13 protein-coding genes are annotated in these 17,395 nt (G+C 70.3%); 9 read left to right on the top strand and 4 right to left on the bottom strand.

The genetic code is table 11. From position 1 onward, the window contains the following. The first annotated feature begins 9 nt into the window (after window positions 1–9). The 8 genes from AC4OXY_RS36015 to AC4OXY_RS35980 all read left to right on the top strand — a co-directional run bounded on the left by AC4OXY_RS36015 (window position 10) and on the right by AC4OXY_RS35980 (window position 10,913). Complete coding sequence (locus AC4OXY_RS36015) at window positions 10–1,296, top strand: ROK family transcriptional regulator (RefSeq protein ID WP_362821195.1); 1,287 nt, start codon at window positions 10–12, stop codon at window positions 1,294–1,296. A gap of 11 nt (window positions 1,297–1,307) precedes the next feature. Continuing rightward, window positions 1,308–3,176 carry a glycoside hydrolase gene (locus tag AC4OXY_RS36010; RefSeq protein ID WP_491991708.1) on the top strand — a complete coding sequence of 623 codons (1,869 nt, stop codon included), beginning with the start codon at window positions 1,308–1,310 and terminating at the stop codon, window positions 3,174–3,176. A gap of 331 nt (window positions 3,177–3,507) precedes the next feature. Beyond that, window positions 3,508–4,770, top strand: a complete 1,263-nt coding sequence (locus AC4OXY_RS36005; protein WP_491991707.1) for an ABC transporter substrate-binding protein — start codon at window positions 3,508–3,510, stop codon at window positions 4,768–4,770. A 20-nt stretch (window positions 4,771–4,790) separates the two neighbouring features. Continuing rightward, window positions 4,791–5,759: a carbohydrate ABC transporter permease gene (locus tag AC4OXY_RS36000; protein ID WP_376286504.1), complete on the top strand. Its 969-nt coding sequence runs from the start codon at window positions 4,791–4,793 to the stop codon at window positions 5,757–5,759. After that, a complete protein-coding gene (locus AC4OXY_RS35995) occupies window positions 5,756–6,631 on the top strand; it encodes a carbohydrate ABC transporter permease (protein ID WP_362821192.1) in 876 nt (291 codons plus the stop codon). Before AC4OXY_RS36000 ends, AC4OXY_RS35995 begins: the two co-directional genes overlap by 4 nt. Before the next feature lie 12 nt (window positions 6,632–6,643). After that, entirely contained in the window at window positions 6,644–9,520 is a 2,877-nt protein-coding gene (locus tag AC4OXY_RS35990) for a glycoside hydrolase family 2 TIM barrel-domain containing protein (RefSeq protein ID WP_491991706.1), read from the top strand. A 99-nt stretch (window positions 9,521–9,619) separates the two neighbouring features. Further along, complete coding sequence (locus AC4OXY_RS35985; RefSeq protein WP_356021924.1) at window positions 9,620–10,204, top strand: TetR/AcrR family transcriptional regulator; 585 nt, start codon at window positions 9,620–9,622, stop codon at window positions 10,202–10,204. After that, window positions 10,197–10,913, top strand: a complete 717-nt coding sequence (locus AC4OXY_RS35980) for an alpha/beta fold hydrolase (protein WP_356021922.1) — start codon at window positions 10,197–10,199, stop codon at window positions 10,911–10,913. Before AC4OXY_RS35985 ends, AC4OXY_RS35980 begins: the two co-directional genes overlap by 8 nt. On the opposite strand, the gene AC4OXY_RS35975 is transcribed toward AC4OXY_RS35980, so the two are convergent. Both AC4OXY_RS35975 and AC4OXY_RS35970 read right to left on the bottom strand, forming a co-directional pair. Continuing rightward, window positions 10,847–11,707: an isocitrate lyase/PEP mutase family protein gene (locus AC4OXY_RS35975; protein WP_491991705.1), complete on the bottom strand. Its 861-nt coding sequence runs from the start codon at window positions 11,705–11,707 to the stop codon at window positions 10,847–10,849. The genes AC4OXY_RS35980 and AC4OXY_RS35975 overlap by 67 nt on opposite strands. 150 nt (window positions 11,708–11,857) lie before the next feature. Next, complete coding sequence (locus AC4OXY_RS35970; protein ID WP_491991704.1) at window positions 11,858–12,916, bottom strand: rhamnogalacturonan acetylesterase; 1,059 nt, start codon at window positions 12,914–12,916, stop codon at window positions 11,858–11,860. A gap of 195 nt (window positions 12,917–13,111) precedes the next feature. Here AC4OXY_RS35970 and AC4OXY_RS35965 point away from each other — a divergent pair, with 195 nt between their 5' ends. Further along, window positions 13,112–14,842, top strand: coding sequence for a rhamnogalacturonan lyase B N-terminal domain-containing protein (locus tag AC4OXY_RS35965; protein ID WP_491991703.1), 1,731 nt, complete (start codon window positions 13,112–13,114; stop codon window positions 14,840–14,842). 47 nt (window positions 14,843–14,889) lie between these two features. Here the strand turns inward: AC4OXY_RS35965 and AC4OXY_RS35960 are convergent, their stop codons facing one another. Further along, window positions 14,890–16,299 carry an RICIN domain-containing protein gene (locus tag AC4OXY_RS35960; RefSeq protein ID WP_491991702.1) on the bottom strand — a complete coding sequence of 470 codons (1,410 nt, stop codon included), beginning with the start codon at window positions 16,297–16,299 and terminating at the stop codon, window positions 14,890–14,892. Between the two features lies 1 nt (window position 16,300). Continuing rightward, entirely contained in the window at window positions 16,301–17,386 is a 1,086-nt protein-coding gene (locus tag AC4OXY_RS35955; RefSeq protein ID WP_491991701.1) for a glycoside hydrolase family 43 protein, read from the bottom strand. Window positions 17,387–17,395 lie beyond the last annotated feature (9 nt).

Below are 17,395 nucleotides of genomic sequence, written 5' to 3'. Positions count from 1 at the left end.
GGCCGCCGCGTGAAGCGCACATCGCGTGACATCCGCACCGCGAACCGCTACGAGGTGCTGCGCCAGATCATCGCCGAGTCTCCTACCTCCCGGCAGGAGTTGGCGGCCGCCACCGGACTGAGTCTGGCCACCGTCGCCACGCTGGTCGGCGAGCTGCTGGACCTGCGCATGATCACCGAGGTCGGGTTCGAGGACTCGGCGGGCGGGCGACCCCGGGGGCTGGTGGCCGTCAACGCCTCGGGCGGGGCGCTGATCGGGGTGGACATCGCGGAGACGTACGTCCACGTCGAGCTGTTCGACCTGGCGCTCGACGTGCTGGCCCGTGCCGACGAGGACATGCGGCCCGGCGAGAGCCGCCCGGAACAGGTGGTCGGCCAGGTCGCCGCCGCCGTCGGCGCGGTGATGGCGCAGGCCGGGGTCGAGGCGGCCCGGGTGCTCGGCGTCGGGGTGAGCGTGCCGGGCCAGGTGGACCGGGACAGCGGCGTCGCCGAGTACGCGCCCAACTGGGACTGGCACGACGTGCCGTTCCTCGATCTGCTCGCCGAACACATCGCGTATCCGCTGTACCTGGACAACCCGCTGCGCGCCTGCGCGGTGGCGGAGCTGTGGTTCGGGGCCGCGCGCGGCCGCGGAGACACGGTGGTGGTCAATCTGGGCACGGGCGTCGGCGCCGGTCTGGCGCTCGGCGGCGGGCTGCACCGGGGGGTGAGCAACAGCGCCGGCGAGTGGGGTCACACGACGCTGGTGCTGGACGGCCGGCTGTGCCACTGCGGCAACCACGGCTGTGTCGAGACCTACGTCGGCGCGCCCGGCATCATGCAGAATCTGCGCGAACTGAGCCCGGACTCCCCGCTGTTGCACCCCGAGGACCAGACGGCCACCATCGACGCGCTGGCCCGCGCGGTCGCCGCGGGCGATCCGGTGGCGCTCAAGGTGGTCCGGGACACGGCCCGTTACCTCGGTGCCGGCATCTCCGATCTGATCAACCTGCTCAACCCCGAGGTGGTCGTGCTCAGCAGCTGGGTCGCCTCCCGGCTGGGCGCGCCGCTGCTCGACGAGGTGCGCCGGGCCGTGGCCCGGCACGCGCTGCGCCGGCCGCTGGCCGCCACCGAGATCGTCCTGTCCCCGATCCCCACCGACCCGGTCTCCCTCGGCGCGGCCACGTTCGCGCTGGAGGGGGCGCTGCAGTCGGTCGGGCCGAGGCAGGGCACCGCCAAGAACACCGCCAAAGGCACCACGAGAAGCACCGCCTCGCGCACCACCCTCGCAAGGAGCCGTACCGCACCGCCTTCATGACGACGGAAGGGATGCACGTGTCTCACCCCCGCAGGAGATCCCCGCTGCTCGCGGTCCCGGCCGCGCTGGCCTTCGGCGCCGCCCTCCTCACCTCCCCGCCCGCGAGCGCCACCACCGCCCCGGCGACCACCGCCCCGGCCGCCGCCGAGGTCTCCCCGCACGCCGCCCAGACCATCGACGACATCGGCGCCTCGGGCGCCTGGTGGGTCAACGACCTGACGCACTTCGACCCGAATGTGCAGGCGAGGGTCGCCCAACTCCTGTTCTCCCCACAGGGTTTGGACCTCAGTTCGTACCGCTACAACATCGGGGGCGGCGGCACCGCCGTCACCACCGCGGCCCGCGCCGCCGAGGACTTCCTCAAGGCCGACGGCTCCTACGACTGGAGCCGGGACAAGGGCGGCCGGATGTTCCTGGCGTACGCCGCGAAGTACGGGGTCAAGGACCTGATCGGCTTCGTCAACAGCGCACCCGCCCGGTGGACGACCAACGGCCGGAGCTGCGGCGGGCAGTTGAAGGCCGAGAACGAGAGCGACTTCGCGAAGTACGTCGCCGACGTGACCGATCACTTCGCGCGCCAGGGCGTACGGCTGGACTACATCAGCCCGTTCAACGAGCCGGACAACAGTTTCGCCGACTGCGGTCAGGAGGGCATGCCGGTCCCGGTGGACCAACGCGACGACATCGTGCGCGCGCTCGGCTCCGAGCAGCGGGCCCGGCACCAGAAGACGTCGGTCATCGCGGACGAGTCCAGCAGGACCACGCAGTTCACGAGCGAAGTGCCGCAGTGGATGGCCCAGCCGGGCGCCGCGCAGTACGTCGCCAGGCTGGCCCATCACACGTACGACGACCCGGACGACGGCCGGCTCGGCAATGTCTACGAGACGTCGAGGTCGGTCGGCAAGACCTCCTGGGCCACCGAGATCTGCTGCTTCGGCAAGGGCACGACGGGCTGGAACCAGGAGTACGACCCGACGATCGACAACGCCCTGCTGATGTCGCGGATCATCTACAAGGACTTCGCGACCTCCCACGACTCGGCGTTCCAGTGGTGGGTGGCGCTCGCGAGCGGGTACGGCACCAGCCCGACGGCGAAGAACGACCAGGGCTGGAACGACGGCCTGGTCTACTACGACCCCGACTACGCGGCGAACGGCGACCAGCGGCTGTACTTCACCAAGCGGTACTACGCGCTCGGCCAGTACAGCAAGTTCGTCCGGCCGGGCGCGGTCGCGCACGACGTGACCGGGGCGCCGGACGGCGTGGAGGTGTCGTCGTACGACCGGGACGGGCAGTGGGTGGTCGTGGTGAACAACCACAACACGACCGACACCGCCCTGAACCTGCACTTCAACAGCGCGGCCCCGGTGCGGGCGACGCAGGCGGTACGGACCTCCGCGAGCGAGGACTGGGCGAGGGTCGCGAAGCCCTCGGTGCGCGGCGGGACCGTGTCCGCGACGCTTGCGGCCCGTTCGATCACGACGTACGTCTTCGGCCGGAGGACACAGGGCGGGCACGGCGGTTCGGCGGTCACCGGGGCCCTGGCCGGCAGGCAGTCCGGCAAGTGCCTGACCGCCGACGCCTCGGGGGCCGCGATCGCCACGTGCACGGGCGCGGCTGACCAGGCGTGGTCGTACGACGCCGCCGGCACGCTGAAGGGTGCCGACGGCTATCTGACGGCGGGCGGTTCGGGACTGGTAGCGAGCGCCGCGGCCACGGGTGACGGCACCCAGCGCTGGCTGCTGAACGGCAACGGGCAGATCGTGAACGAGGCGTCGGGCAGGTGCCTCGACGTCAGCGGGCAGGCCACCGCGGACGGCGGCAAGGTCATCGTCTACAGCTGCAACGGCGGCGCCAACGAGGCCTGGTCGAGGCAGTAGTCCCCTCCTTCGGTCCAGCCCTCCCCCTGACCGAGGGCCGCCGGCCACACCCCTGACCCGGCGGCCCTCATCTCCCCTGCCCCGACATCCCGTTCGTGATTCCGAACCGGATGCAACTCTTCGAACAGACTTCGTCCAACCCCTTGCCGAAGCCTTAGCCGAAGGTTAACGTCCCGCACCGCACCCTCCTTTTCACGCCACTCGGCCATCAGGCCGTCCGGCCCTCGGGCGCAGAGCCGCACACGCACGCCGCGCGCTGCATGCCACAAGCCGGAAGCCGCAAGCAGCCGCACCGAGCCGCCCGCCGTACTCGAAAGACAAGGACGTCAGCATGTCGGCACAGAGCAACAGCCACTGGGACCGCCGTTCGCTCCTCCGGGCCGCCGCCGGCCTGGCCGTCGCCGCCCCGCTCGCCGCGTGCGGCAGCAACAACGGGCGTGGGAGCGGCGGTTCGGGCAAGCAGCTGCAGCAGTACTTCCACGCGTACGGCGAGGCCGGTGTGGAGCAGGCCGTCAAGCGGTACGCGAAGGCGTACTCGAAGGCGAACGTGTCCACCCAGTGGATCACCGGCGCCGACTACGAGACCAAGCTCTTCGCCGCCCTGCTCACCCAGCAGGCGCCCGACGTCTTCGAGTTCCACCCGCAGATCCAGCTGGTCAAGAGCGGCCAGGTGGCGGACCTGACGGACATCATCGAGCCGGTCAAGGACGACTTCAACCCGGCCGACATCGCCTCGCACAGCTACGACGGCAAGATCTACGGCGTCCGCATGATCGACGACCCGCAGTTCCTCTTCTACCGCAAGTCGATGCTGCAGAAGGCGAACGTCGCGGTGCCGACGACCCTGGAGGAGCTGATCGAGGCCGCCGCCAAGCTCACCACCTCCAAGGTCAAGGGCCTCTTCCTCGGCAACGACCTGCACGCCATCGAGGCACCCCTGATCTGGTCCGCCGGCGCCGAGACCCTCACCGCGAAGAACGAGATCGGCTTCCACACCGACGGGGTCGTCGAGGGCCTGCGCCAGCTGCGCAAGCTGTTCACCAGCGGCAGCCTGCTGCTGGACGCCCCGGCCGACTTCTGGGACCCGTCCGCGATCAGCCAGGGGCTGTGCGCGATCCAGTTCTGCGGCATGTGGGCGATGCCCGTGATGCAGAAGGCGCTCGGCGACGACCTCGGCGTCCTGCCCTTCCCGAAGGTCGGCAGCAAGGGCAGGCCGTCGGTCTACAACGGCGGCTGGTCGATGTTCGTCAACGCCAAGGGCGGCGACGTGGACGCGGCCAAGGAGTACGTGAAGTGGCTGTGGATCGACCAGAAGCAGTACCAGGAGGACTTCGCCACCTCCTACGGCTTCCACATCCCGCCGCGCACGTCGATCGCCGCCCGGGCCGACAAGCTCAAGTCGGGCCTGGCCGCCGAGGGCGTGAAGCTGTTCAACACCTACGGTCACTTCGACAACATCGGCTGGACGCAGGCCATGTGGAGCGCCTGGGACTCGGTCATCGCCGACTGCGTGCGCAAGGGCGGTGACCCGGAGACCGCCCTCGACAAGGCCGGCAGGACGGTCGAGCGCGAGCTGAAGAAGCTCTTCGGATAGACCGGCGGACGGACTGCGACATGTCGACCACCACCACCCGCGGGATCGCCCGCCCCACCCCGGCCGGGACCTCCGGTGCCCGGCCGCGGCAGGGTCTCGGCGCGAACCGGACCCTCAACTTCTGGCTCTTCACCGGCCCGTTCCTCATCGGCCTGGTGATCTTCGTCTTCGTCCCCATCGTCTGGAGCGTCTGGCTCAGCTTCTACGACGCCCGCTTCACCGTCACCCCGAGCCACTTCGTCGGCCTCGACAACTACCGGCACATGCTGTCGAACAGCGACTTCACCGGATCCCTGGTGACGTTCACGGTGTTCGCCGCGTTCATCGTGCCGACCACCTGGGCGCTCTCCCTCGGCCTCGCCCTGCTGGTGCACCGGCTGCGCCTCCTGCGCGCCTTCTTCCGCTCGGTGTTCTTCCTGCCGACCGCGTGCAGCTATGTCGCCGCTGCACTGATCTGGAAGATGTCCCTGTTCAACGGCGTCCGCTTCGGCCTGGCGAACACGGTCGTCGGCTGGTTCGGCGTCGACAACATCGCCTGGGTGTCCAACCCGAGCCCGCCCTGGTACTGGCTGGTCATCGTGACCGTACGGCTGTGGCTGCAAGCCGGTTTCTACATGATTCTCTTCCTCGCGGCCCTGCAGAACATCCCCGGCGAGCTGTACGAGGCCGCGGCCATCGACGGCGCCAGGCGCGGCTGGCAGACCTTCCGGTACATCACGCTGCCCCAGCTGCGCGCCACCTCCACCGCGGTGATCCTGCTGCTCCTCATCGCCGCGTACCAGGCCTTCGACGAGTTCTACAACCTCATCACCACCCGCGCGACCTGGGGTCAGACGCCCCTGATGGTCCTGTACAAGACCGCCCTCGGCTCCAGTCAGGACTACGGCTCCGGCAGTGCCGGCGCGGTCATCCTGACCCTGCTGATCTGTGTCGTCACCCTGTTCCAGGGCAGGATCATGGGCTTCGGCCGAGGGGAGGAGTCCACGTGACCACGTCCGTACCCGAGGCCGGCGCGAAGAGCCGCCGTGTGCGGCGCGCCGGCGTCCTCGGCAACACCGGCCTCTACCTTGCCGTGAGCGTCGCCGCGGTGCTCTTCCTCGTCCCCTTCTATCTGATCGTCCGCAACGCCCTGTCGACGGACGCGGAGATCACGGGCGAGAACTGGCAGTTCTTCCCCACCCATCTGCGGTGGGGCAACATCTCCGAGCTGTTCGACGACACGACGGTCGACTTCGCCCGGTCCCTGTGGAACTCGATGGTCGTCGCCGTCCTCATGACCGCCGGCATCCTGCTGATCTGCTCGCTCGCCGGCTACGGCCTCGCCCGCATCCCCTACCGGCACGCCAACAAGGTCTTCTACGCCGTCCTCGCCACGTTGATGGTGCCGACGGCCGTCACCTTCGTGCCCAGTTTCGTCCTGGTCTCGTCCCTCGGCTGGGTCGACAGCTACCGGGGGCTCATCATTCCGGGCCTGTTCAGTGGTTTCACCTGCTTCCTGTTCCGGCAGTACTTCCTCGGGTTCCCGAAGGAGCTGGAGGAGGCGGCGCGGGTGGACGGGCTCGGCTACTGGGGCGCGTACTGGCGGGTCGTCGTCCCCAACTCGCTGAACTTCTTCGCGGCGATGGCGACCATCACGTTCATCAACGGCTGGAACTCCTTCCTGTGGCCGCTGGTCATCGGCCAGGACCCGAGCTCCTGGACGGTCCAGGTCGCCCTGTCGTCGTACATGACCAACCAGACCGTCAACTACCACCTGATCTTCATGGCCACCGCCGTGTCCATCCTGCCCCTGCTGCTCGTGTTCCTCTTCCTTCAGCGCTGGCTGGTGCAGGGGATCGCGCAGACCGGTATCAAGGGCTGAGCGAGGAGAACGATGTCTTTCCGCACCACCGCTGAAACCGCTTACGTCGAGGACGTCTCCCCGGGCTCCGGCGCACTGCCGCCACGCGCCTGGTACGCCTCCTCCGACTCCATGTCCCTTTCGCTGAACGGCAGTTGGCGCTTCCGGCTGGCGCAGACGGCCGACGCCGAGGACGACTCCTTCGCCGCCGAGGGGTACGACGCCGGTGACTGGGCCGAGGTCTCGGTCCCCGGCCACTGGGTACTCCAGGGCGGTGGTGCCTTCGGATCCCCGATCTACACCAACCACCTCTATCCGTTCCCGGTCGACCCGCCGCGTGTGCCGACCGAGAACCCGACCGGCGACCATCTGCGCGTCTTCGACCTGCCGGCGGACTGGCCGGACCTCGCCGAGGGCGGCGCGGTGCTGCGCTTCGACGGGGTGGAGTCCTGCGCCCGGGTGTGGCTGAACGGCACGGAGATCGGCGAGTTCAAGGGCTCGCGGCTGCCGCACGAGTTCGCGGTCGGCAGTCTTCTGAAGACTGTGGACAATGTACTGGCGGTCCGCGTCCACCAGTGGTCGGCCGGCTCCTATCTGGAGGACCAGGACCAGTGGTGGCTGCCGGGCATCTTCCGTGACGTCACCCTGCTGCACCGCCCGGCGGGCGCCGCCGCCGACTTCTTCGTCCACGCCTCCTACGACCATCGCTCCGGCACCGGCACCCTGCGGGTCGACTCCGACGTGCCCGGCCGGGTCACCGTGGCGGACCTCGGCATCGACCTCGCGACCGGCGAGAGCGTGACCGTGCCGGTCGAGCCGTGGTCGGCGGAAGTGCCGCGGCTGTACACGGGCGAGCTGGCCACCGAGGGCGAGCGGGTGCCGCTGCGCATCGGGTTCCGTACCGTCGAGCTGTCGGACGGCCTGATCAAGGTCAACGGCAGGCGGGTCCTGTTCAAGGGCGTCAACCGGCACGAGTGGCACCCGGACCACGGCCGCGCCCTCGACCTGGCGACCATGCGCGAGGACGTGCTGCTGATGAAGCGGCACAACGTCAACGCCGTGCGCACCTCCCACTACCCGCCCCACCCGGCCTTCCTCGACCTGTGCGACGAGTACGGCCTGTGGGTGATCGACGAGTGCGACCTGGAGACCCACGGCTTCACCGAGCAGGGCTGGCGGGACAACCCCGTCGACGACGACCGCTGGACCCCGGCCCTGCTGGACCGCGCCTCCCGCATGGTCGAGCGGGACAAGAACCACCCCTCGGTCGTCGTCTGGTCCCTCGGCAACGAGGCCGGCACCGGCCGCGGCCTGACCGCGATGGCCGAGTGGATCCACGGCCGCGACGCCTCACGCCTCGTGCACTACGAGGGCGACATCGACTGCCGTGACACGGACATGTACTCCCGCATGTACGCCTCCCACGCCGAGGTCGAACGGATCGGCCGGCACCTGGACGGCGGCACCCGCAAACGCCGCGAACTCCCCTTCATCCTGTGCGAGTACGCCCACGCCATGGGCAACGGCCCCGGCGGACTCGCCGACTACCAGCGGCTGTTCGAGACGCACGAGCGGCTCCAGGGCGCGTTCGTCTGGGAGTGGATCGACCACGGCATCACCCACCCGGAGCTGGGCTACGCCTACGGCGGCGACTTCGGCGAGGAACTGCACGACGGCAACTTCGTCTGCGACGGCCTGCTCTTCCCGGACCGGCAGCCCTCCCCCGGGCTGGCCGAGTTCAAGAAGGTGATCGAACCGGTCGGCATCAGCGGCACCGCCGGCGACGGCACGGTCCGGATCACCAACAAGCAGGACTTCGCCGGCCTGTCGGCGCTCGCGTTCTCGTGGTCGTACGAGGTCGAGGGGGAGCCGGTGGAGTCCGGCACGCTGACGGTGCCCGCGCTGGCGTCCGGCGAGTCCGCCGACGTGAAGCTGCCCGCACCGCCGGCCACTGCGCCGACGGGCGAGGCCCACTGGACGGTCCGCGCGGTCCTCGCCGCCGAGACCCCGTGGGCGCCGAAGGGCCACGTCGTCGCCTGGGGCCAGGTCCCGGCCTCGCCGCGCCGGGTGCCGTCGCTCGCGCCGACCGCCCGCCCGGTGCCGGGCGCCGGGGTGATCACCCTCGGCCTCGGCACCTTCGACGCCCGCACCGGCGCCCTGACCGCGATCGGCGACGTGCCGGTCACCGGTCTGCGGCTCGACGTGTGGCGGGCCACCACCGACAACGACGACGGCGCCGCCTGGCAGAGCGACACGCGCTACGGTCTGCGGTGGCGTCAGCTGGGTCTGCACCGGATGCGGCACCGGCTGGACGCGGTGGAGGCCGGCGAGGCCGCGCTGACCGTGCGGACGCGGGTGGCACCGGCGGCGGCGGAGGTCGGACTGTCGACGGTATACCGCTGGACGTCTGATGGAGACAGTCTACGGTTGACTGTATACACGACCCCCGAGGGCGACTGGACCGTCCCGCTGCCCCGGCTCGGCGTCCGCCTCGGCCTGTCGGCGGCCGACGACGTGCGGTGGTTCGGCGGCGGGCCTGGTGAAGCGTATGCAGATACCAGGATGGCGTCGACGGTCGGCCGTTGGCAGTCGACTGTCGACGGTATGCAGACGCCGTACGTCCGTCCGCAGGAGAACGGCGCCCGGATCGACGTCCGCTGGGCGGAGCTGGGCGGTCTGCGCATCGAGGGCGACCCGGAGTTCCTCCTCACCGTCCGCCGCTGGACCACCGAGCAACTGGACGCCGCCGCCCATCGCACGGACCTCACGCCGGGCGGCACTGTCTGGGTGAACCTCGACCACGGTCAGCACGGCATCGGCTCGCAGTCCTGCGGACCGGGCCCACTGCCGCAGTATCACCTGCGCGCCGAACCGGCGGAGTTCTCCTTCGTGTTCTCACGGACCAGTTGACGCGCGGCGCCACGTCCCTCCGCCGTCCGGCACCCTCCTCCCTCCGAACCTAGGCCTCCTAGGATATAACCTGGGTATCCAAGGAGGAGGGGTCGGACGATGGCGCGCGCAGGGCTCAGTACCGAGCGGTTGATCACGGCGGCGGCCGAACTCGCCGACGAGGTGGGCTTCGAGAAGGTCACCCTCTCCGCGCTGGCCCGCCGTTTCGGGGTGAAGGACGCGAGTCTGTACTCGCACGTCAAGGGCCTTGCGGACCTGCGGACCCGGCTCGCGCTGCACGCGGGCGGCGAACTGATCGAGCGGATCGCCGCGGCCGTGGCGGGCCGGGCGGGCAAGGAGGCGCTGGCCGCGTTCGCGGGTGCCTACCGCGGCTATGCCCTGGAGCACCCCGGCCGGTACGCGGCCACCCAGATCCGCGTCGACCAGTCCCTGATCGCAGACTCCCCCGCGATGCGCCGCACGGCCGAGATCACCTACGGGATGCTGCGCGCCTACGGCCTGGACGAACCCGATCTGACCGACGCCGTACGTCTGTTGCGCAGCACGTTCCACGGCTACTGCGCCCTGGAGTCCGCGGGCGGCTTCGGCGCGGCCCGCGAGGTGCGGGCCTCCTGGGACAAGGCCGTGGAAGCCCTGCACCTCGCCCTCACGCACTGGCCCCGGGAGACGAGGAACGATGGCTGAATCCCCGCACCACGACGTCACGGGCAGTGGTCCCGTCCTGCTGATCGTGCCGGGCGGGGCCGGGCACCCCATGGGGTTCGGGCCGCTGACCGAGCGGCTGGCGCGGCGCTTCACCGTCGTGACGTACGACCCGCTGGGGCTCGCCCACGGACGGCTCGGCCTGCCGGTGCCGGACCAGCGTCCGGCGGACTGGAGCGAGGGGGCGCACCGGCTGCTGCAGGCCGTGCTGCCGCCGGGCGAGCGGGCGTATGTGTTCGGGACCAGCTCCGGCGGGATCGCCGTACTCGACCTGGCCGCCCGGCACCCGGAGCGGCTGGCGGGAGTGGTGGCGCACGAGCCGCCGTGTGTGACGGTACTGCCGGACGGGGCGGAGCGGCGGGCCGAGTTGCTCGCGCAGTTCGACGGGGCCGGGCGGCCGCCCGCAGAGGGTGAGTCGGCGACCCCGATGGGCGTCTTCCTCGCGCACGTCCTGCGTCCCTTCACCGCCCACGTCCCGGCCGTCCCTGCCGCCGGGGCCCGCCTCACCCTCGCCGCCGGGGCCGGCTCACGCGGCCAACTTCTCTACCGGACCGGCGAGTTGCTCGCCGACCGGCTCGGCGGCTCCTTCGTCGAGTTCCCGGGCGGGCATCTCGGCGCCCTCGATCACCCCGAGGAGTTCGCCGGCCTGCTCACCGCGACATTCCTGTCCGGCGCGCACACCTCGGCGTAGGACGGCGTCGTACCGCCCGGCACCCGGCCGGCCGCGATGTCGGCCACCGCGTCCAGCGCCGCCCCCAGCGCCCGCCGGTAGAGGAACGATCCGAGGCTGACCCGGGCGACGCCGAGGTCGGCGAGATGGGAGACCGTGGGGCCGGTGGGCGAGTAGAGGATGTTGAGCGGGGTGTCGAGGTGCCGGACGAGGCGGCGGATGCGGTCCGGATCGGTCAGCCCGGGTACGAACACCCCGTCGGCGCCCACCTGTTGGTAGGCGTCGAGGCGGTTCAGTGTGTCCATCCCGACGGTGTCACCGTCACCGTCGCTGTCACCGCCGCCGCCGTAGCTGTCGCCCAGCCAGTACGTGTCCGTGCGGGCGTTGACGAACAGGCCGGGCACGGCGGCCTTCACCGCCGCGATCTTCGCGGCGTGCCGGCCGGCCGGCCCGAGCCCGTCCTCAAGGTTGATGCCGACGACCCCGACGGACCACAACTGGCGGGCCAGCTCGGCGACTTCGGCGGGGTCGTCGGAGAAGCCGTCCTCCGCGTCGACGGAGAGGAGATACGGCTCCGAGCCGAGTGTGAGGGCGAGCCCCAGGGTCTGCTCGCGGGTCGCGCCCCGGCCGTCGGGCAGTCCGGCCGCCGCCGCGACGGCCAGGCTGGTCGTGCCGATCGCCGGGAACCCCCGGGCGGCGAGCGCGGCGGCCGAGGCGTGGTCCCAGGCGTTGGGCAGCAGCAACGGCTCGCCCGGGCGGTGGTGCAGCGCGGCGAACGTGGGTACGGTCCCGGTCACGGTGGGCTCTGCGGTCATGGGACCACGCTAGGCGCCGGACACTTCGGCGTGCGCCGAACTATGGGCGACCTCCGCCGGGCCATGGACGCCGTCCGCCGCACGAGGAGCGGCGCCCGGTGCCTCGCGGGACCTGGGGCGCCCCGGTTCCGGTCGGGACGCCCCAGGCGTTCATCCCACCCGCACCAGGCCCTCGGGCACCAGGTGCCGGGCCAACAGCGCGCCGCGGACGAGGCCCGCGAAGACGGTCGCGCCGTGCACGGAGGTGTGGGTGTTGTCGCGCTTCTCGTCGTAGAGGTAGATCGCCTTTGAGCCCTCCACGCCCAGGGACTCCACCAGCGCCTTGGTCCGCGCCGTGAGGTCGATGAGGGGCACGTGCTCGGCGGCGGCGACGGAGCGCATGACCGCCGGGAGGTCGACGCCGAGGCCGTTGACCAGCAGGGCGGTGCCGTTGTCCAGGGTGCCGTCGGCGTTGAACCAGCGCCGCACGATCGGGGTGACGAGCACCGGCTCGCCGCCCCGGGCCCGGATGCCCGCGACCATGGTCTCCAGGTCGGCCCAGTAGGTGGCCTCGTCGGTGGTCTTGTCGTTGTGGGCGAGCTGGACCAGGACGAGGTCGCCGGGGCGGATCAGCGGCCGGACCGTGCCCCACAGCCGCGGATCGGCCAGGTAGCTGACCGTACTCTCGCCGGAGGCTGCGTAGTTGGCGACAGAGAGACCCCTGCGCAGGTACTGCGGGAGCTGCTGGCCCCAGCCGGAGTACGGGGCGGCGGGCTGGTCGCAGACGGTGGAGTCGCCGATCAGGATGATCTGCCGGGCGTGCCGGGCCGGGGTGACCCTGATGCCGGCGAGGGCGGGGGCGGAGCCGCCGAGCGCCAGGTCGAGGCCGGGGGTTCCGGTAGGGCCGGTCGGCTCGCCCTCGGGGGTGCGGACGTTCACGGTGAAGCTGCGGGTGACCCGCGCTCCGGCCGCGACGGCGGTCTCCGGGAGCAGGGACCGCCGGGTCTCGCCGGTGATGGCCGTGCTGGAGGCCGTCGCGGCGCCGAGCCGGACGGTCACGTCGTAGGTGCCCGGCGGGACGTCGAAGTGGCAGCCGGTGTCCGTGCAGTTCTCCGGGCCGAGCGGCCGGGGCCCGGGACGGGCCTGGGCGGGGGCTGCCGCCAGGGTCGCGCACAAGGTGACCGCGACCGCGGCAAGTACGGCGCGGCGCACGGCGTTGAAACGTCTCACTCGTGGCCTCCCCTCGGCGATCGGCAAGGTCTGGCCGGTGGACCGTACCCTCTCGGGCAAGCGCTTTCTAGATCTCTTGCTGAATTCACATGATAGCCAACTACTCAGCAGCGAAAGCCCTTTCGCGAAATCGATTCAACTGTCACCCTGCCTCACACCCACACTCCCCGGACCTCCCGAAGGTGAGGCACCCCCATGTCCGGAATCCCGAACGGCACGGACGACGCGAACGGCACGGACGGCGTGAGCGCCGCGGACGACGTGAGCGGAGCGGTCAGCCGCCGTGCGTTCGTCGTCACCGCCGCGGCCGCCGCCGGTACGGCGGCCCTGGCCGGACCGCTGGCCACCAGCGCGTCGGCGGCGGGCTTCGGCTGGAGCGACGACGGCTCGAACTACGTCGTCGACACCGGCGCGAGCCTCGTCTTCAAGGTCAGCAAGACCAACGGCGACCTGACCTCGCTGGTGTACAAGGGCACCGAGTACCAGGGCTACGGCGGCAAGAACTCCCACGTCGAGTCCGGTCTCGGCACCTCCGCCGTGACGCTGCAGCAGTCCGGCTCGACCATCCTCATCTCCGTCGCCTACGGCACCCTGCGGCACTACTACGCGGCCCGCAGCGGCGAGAACAACATCTACCTGTGGACGAACAAGGCCGACTCCTCGGTCACGGCCACCCGGTACATCGTGCGCGTACGGGCGGGCCTGTTCCTCAACGACGAACCGGACTCCTACACCTACACCACCAGTACCGTCGAGGCCTCGGACGTCTTCGCCAAGCCCGACGGCCAGACCCGTTCCAAGCACTACTCGAAGCACCGCGTCATCGACTACGACTACATCGGCTGGACCACCGGCAGCGTCGGCCTGTGGATCGTCCGCAGCAACCACGAGAAGGCCTCCGGCGGCCCGTTCTACCGCTCGCTGCTGCGGCACCAGAGCGCCGACGGCGGCGGACTGTACGAGATCCTCCACTACGGCGAGAACCAGACCGAGTCCGAGCGCTTCGGCCTCCAGGGCCCGTACGTCATCGCCTTCACCGACGGTGGCGCGCCCTCGTCCGCGCTGTACCACGACACCCTCACCACGTCGTGGGCCGACTCGCTCGGCATCTCCGGGTACGTCGCCGACGGCGGCCGGGGCCGGGTGGCCGGTGTCGGCATCAGCGGGCGGGACACGGCGTACACGTACACGGTCGGGCTCGCCAACTCCTCGGCACAGTACTGGGGGACGGCGCGGGCGTCGGACGGGTACTTCTCGGTATCCAGGATCCTGCCGGGTGTATACACGCTGACTGTCTACAAAGGCGAGTTGGCTGTATACAGTACACAGACGACCGTATCCGCGGGCGCGACGACCACCCTCAACACGGTCGCGATCCCGTCGTCCAACGACCCGTCGAACGCGAGCGCCGTCTGGCGGATCGGTTCCTGGGACGGTACGCCGAGCGGGTTCAAGAACGCGGACCTGATGACGTACGCGCACCCCTCGGACGTACGGGCGTCCGCCTGGACGGGCAACGTGGTGATCGGCAGCGGCACCGAGACGTCCGCCTTCCCCTGCTACCTGTGGAAGGACGTCAACAGCGGCCTGATCGTGTACTTCAGGCTGACCGCCGCGCAGGCGGCGGCCGCGCACACCCTGAGAATCGGTGTGACGACGGCCTATGCCAACGGCCGGCCGCAGGTCACGGTCAACGACTGGACGTCGTCGGTTCCCTCCCCGCCCACGCAGCCGGGCACCCGGTCCCTGACGGTGGGCTCCTACCGGGGCAACAACTACACCTTCACCTACAGCGTCCCGGCCAGTGCGTGGCTCACGGACACCAGCCAGTACAACGTGCTGAAGATCAACGTGGTGAGCGGTTCGGGGACGACGGGATATCTGAGCGCGGGCACGGCGATCGACGCGATCGATCTGCTGGCCTGACTGTGCCGGCCTGAACGCGCAGCTGCTCCCATTCTGCTGGCTTTTCGTCAGGTTCCGCGTGTCCACTGCTGGTTCGTGCCGCCGTTGCAGGTGTAGGTGATCAGGGCGGCGGAGTCGGCGGTGGACGCGCCGGACACGTCCAGGCACTCGCCGGTCGTGCGGGCCTTGATGTTCACGTACGAACCCGTGGTGACGACCGACCACTGCTGGGCGGTGGCTCCGGTGCAGTTCTCCTGCGTGACGTTGCTCGCGCTCTCCTGGAGGCACAGCGAACTGCCCCGGCCGAGCAGGGAGTAGTAACCGTTTCCAAGGTCCTTGAACCACCATTTCTGGTTGGTGCCGCCGTTGCAGGTGTACTGGCTCACGGCGACGCCCTGCCACAGGGACTGGTTCGGCACGTCGGCGCACTTGGAGCTGTGCCGGGCGATGAGCGTGTGGTACGTGGCACTGGTGCCGGTGATCGTGCCGGCGGCGCTGTCGACGGTGATCTCCGGGGACCAGGACATCGACATGGACGTGGCGGCCGGAAAGGTCAGCGGCAGCCAGACGTACCGGGAGTCGTCGACCGTGCCGCCGAAGGAGTTGCCCCAGCGGTCGCCCATGTACAGGTACGAGGTGCCCGAACTCCCCTGGACCGGAAGGACGTAGGCGGTCTGCGAGCCGTATGCCGTGGAGTCGCCGACGTTGCTCCAGGAGGTCCAGGGGCCGGCGAGGGAGGTGGCGGTGGCGTACTGCTGCTGGTTGGGGCTCCAGCCCGTGGCGCCCGACGTCAGCATGAAGTAGACGCCGTTGCGCCTGAACAGGGCCGGGGCCTCGCGGTGACCGCCGGGCCAGGGGTTGGCGACCAGGCTGTCGATGCCGGTGTAGTCGGCGGTGAGCCGGTAGATGTTCAGGTCGTAGTTGTCGTTCGCGGACGAGACCAGGTAGGCGGTGCCGTCGGTGTCGACGAAGGTGGTCATGTCCCGGGACTGGTACCGGCCGAGCGGCTGGAAGCTGCCCCGGTAGGTGTAGCCGCCGTCGACGGTGGAGGAGACGGCGACGGCGACCCTGGCCTGGGTGTAGTCGACCCCGTTCTCCTTGTGCATCCACATCACGAACATGCCGGTGGCGGCGTTGTAGACGACCTTCGGCCGCTCGATGTAGGCGGTGGACAGTTCCGGGGCGGAGGACTGGGTGAGGACGTGGGCGCGGAACTCCCAGTTCTTCAGGTCGGTGGAGCGGTAGGCGTCGACGGAGCGGAAGGTGTTGTCGCTGTTCCTGTCCTCGCCGAACCAGTAGTAGTACGAGCCGGCCTTGATGACGCCGCCGCCGTGGGCGTGCAGGGCGTTGCCCGAAGTGTCCGTGAACTGCGTGCCGTTGGCGATCGCCTGCGGTGCCGCCTGCGCGGGTCCGGCCGTCGTCAGTGCCGCGGCGAGGGCGCAGCACAGGGCGAGCAGGAGGGCGTACACGCGTCTCATCTCACACACCCTCCTTCACGGTGTCGGCGACGGGTACGCCGAAGTCCGGGGTGCCGTCGGCTTTCCAGCCGAGCTTCTGGATCCGGGTGTGCCGGTTAGGGTCGTTCAGGGGGTCGCCGGTGATCTCCTTGTACGGGCGGGCGTGGTAGACCAGCACGTCGCTGCGGCCGTCCTCGGCGACGGTGAAGCAGTTGTGGCCGGGGCCGTACTGGTGGGTGGTGTCGTCGCTGGAGAAGACCGGTACGGGCGACTTGGTCCAGCTGCGGGCGTCCATCGGGTCGCTGCCGGCGTCGGCCGTGAGCATGCCCATGCAGTAGTGGTGGTCGGTGGCACTGGCCGAGTAGGTGAGGAAGATGCGACCGTTGCGCTGCAGGACGTACGGGCCCTCGTTGACCTTGTAGCCGACGCACTCCCAGTCGAACTCCGGTGTGGACAGCCGTACTTGGCGTCCGGTGAGGGTCCAGGGGTTGTCCATCTGCGAGATCCACAGGGCGGTGTTGTTGTCCATGCCGGGCTCGTGCTGCGCCCAGACCAGGTAGCGGGTGCCGCGGTGCTTGAAGGTGGTGGCGTCGAGGGAGAACGTCTCCCAGGCGGTGCGGATCTGGCCTCGCTCGGTCCATGTCCCCGTGAACGGATCGTGGTTGGCGTTCTCCAGCACCCAGATGCGGATCGCCCACACGTCCTCGGCGGGGGCCGAGGCGAAGTAGATGTACCACTTGCCGCCGATGCGGTGCAGCTCGGGGGCCCAGATGTGCGCACCCATGGGGCCGGTGGCGTGGGCCCGCCAGATCACGGACTCGGCGGCGGTGGCGAGGCCGTTCAGGGTGCGGGAGCGGCGCAGGACGATGCGGTCGTACTCGGGGACGGTGGCCGTGAAGTAGTAGTGGCCGTCGGTGTGCCGGGTGATGTGCGGGTCGGCGCGTCGGCGGACCAGGGGGTTCAGGTAGGGGGCCGTCCCCCCGGCGGCATGGGCGGGGGCCGCGTGGGCCGTGCCGGTCATGGTGGCGAGGGCGCCCGTGGCCAGCGCGGCACCCTTCAGCATCAGTCTGCGGCTGGGGACTTCGGGCCGGACGTGGTCACGGCTCATGCGGACTGC

It is taken from the genome of Streptomyces sp. HUAS MG56, from assembly GCF_058673395.1.
The sequence above is the reverse complement of the archived record's forward strand: the minus strand, read 5'-3'. Positions and strand labels throughout refer to the sequence as shown.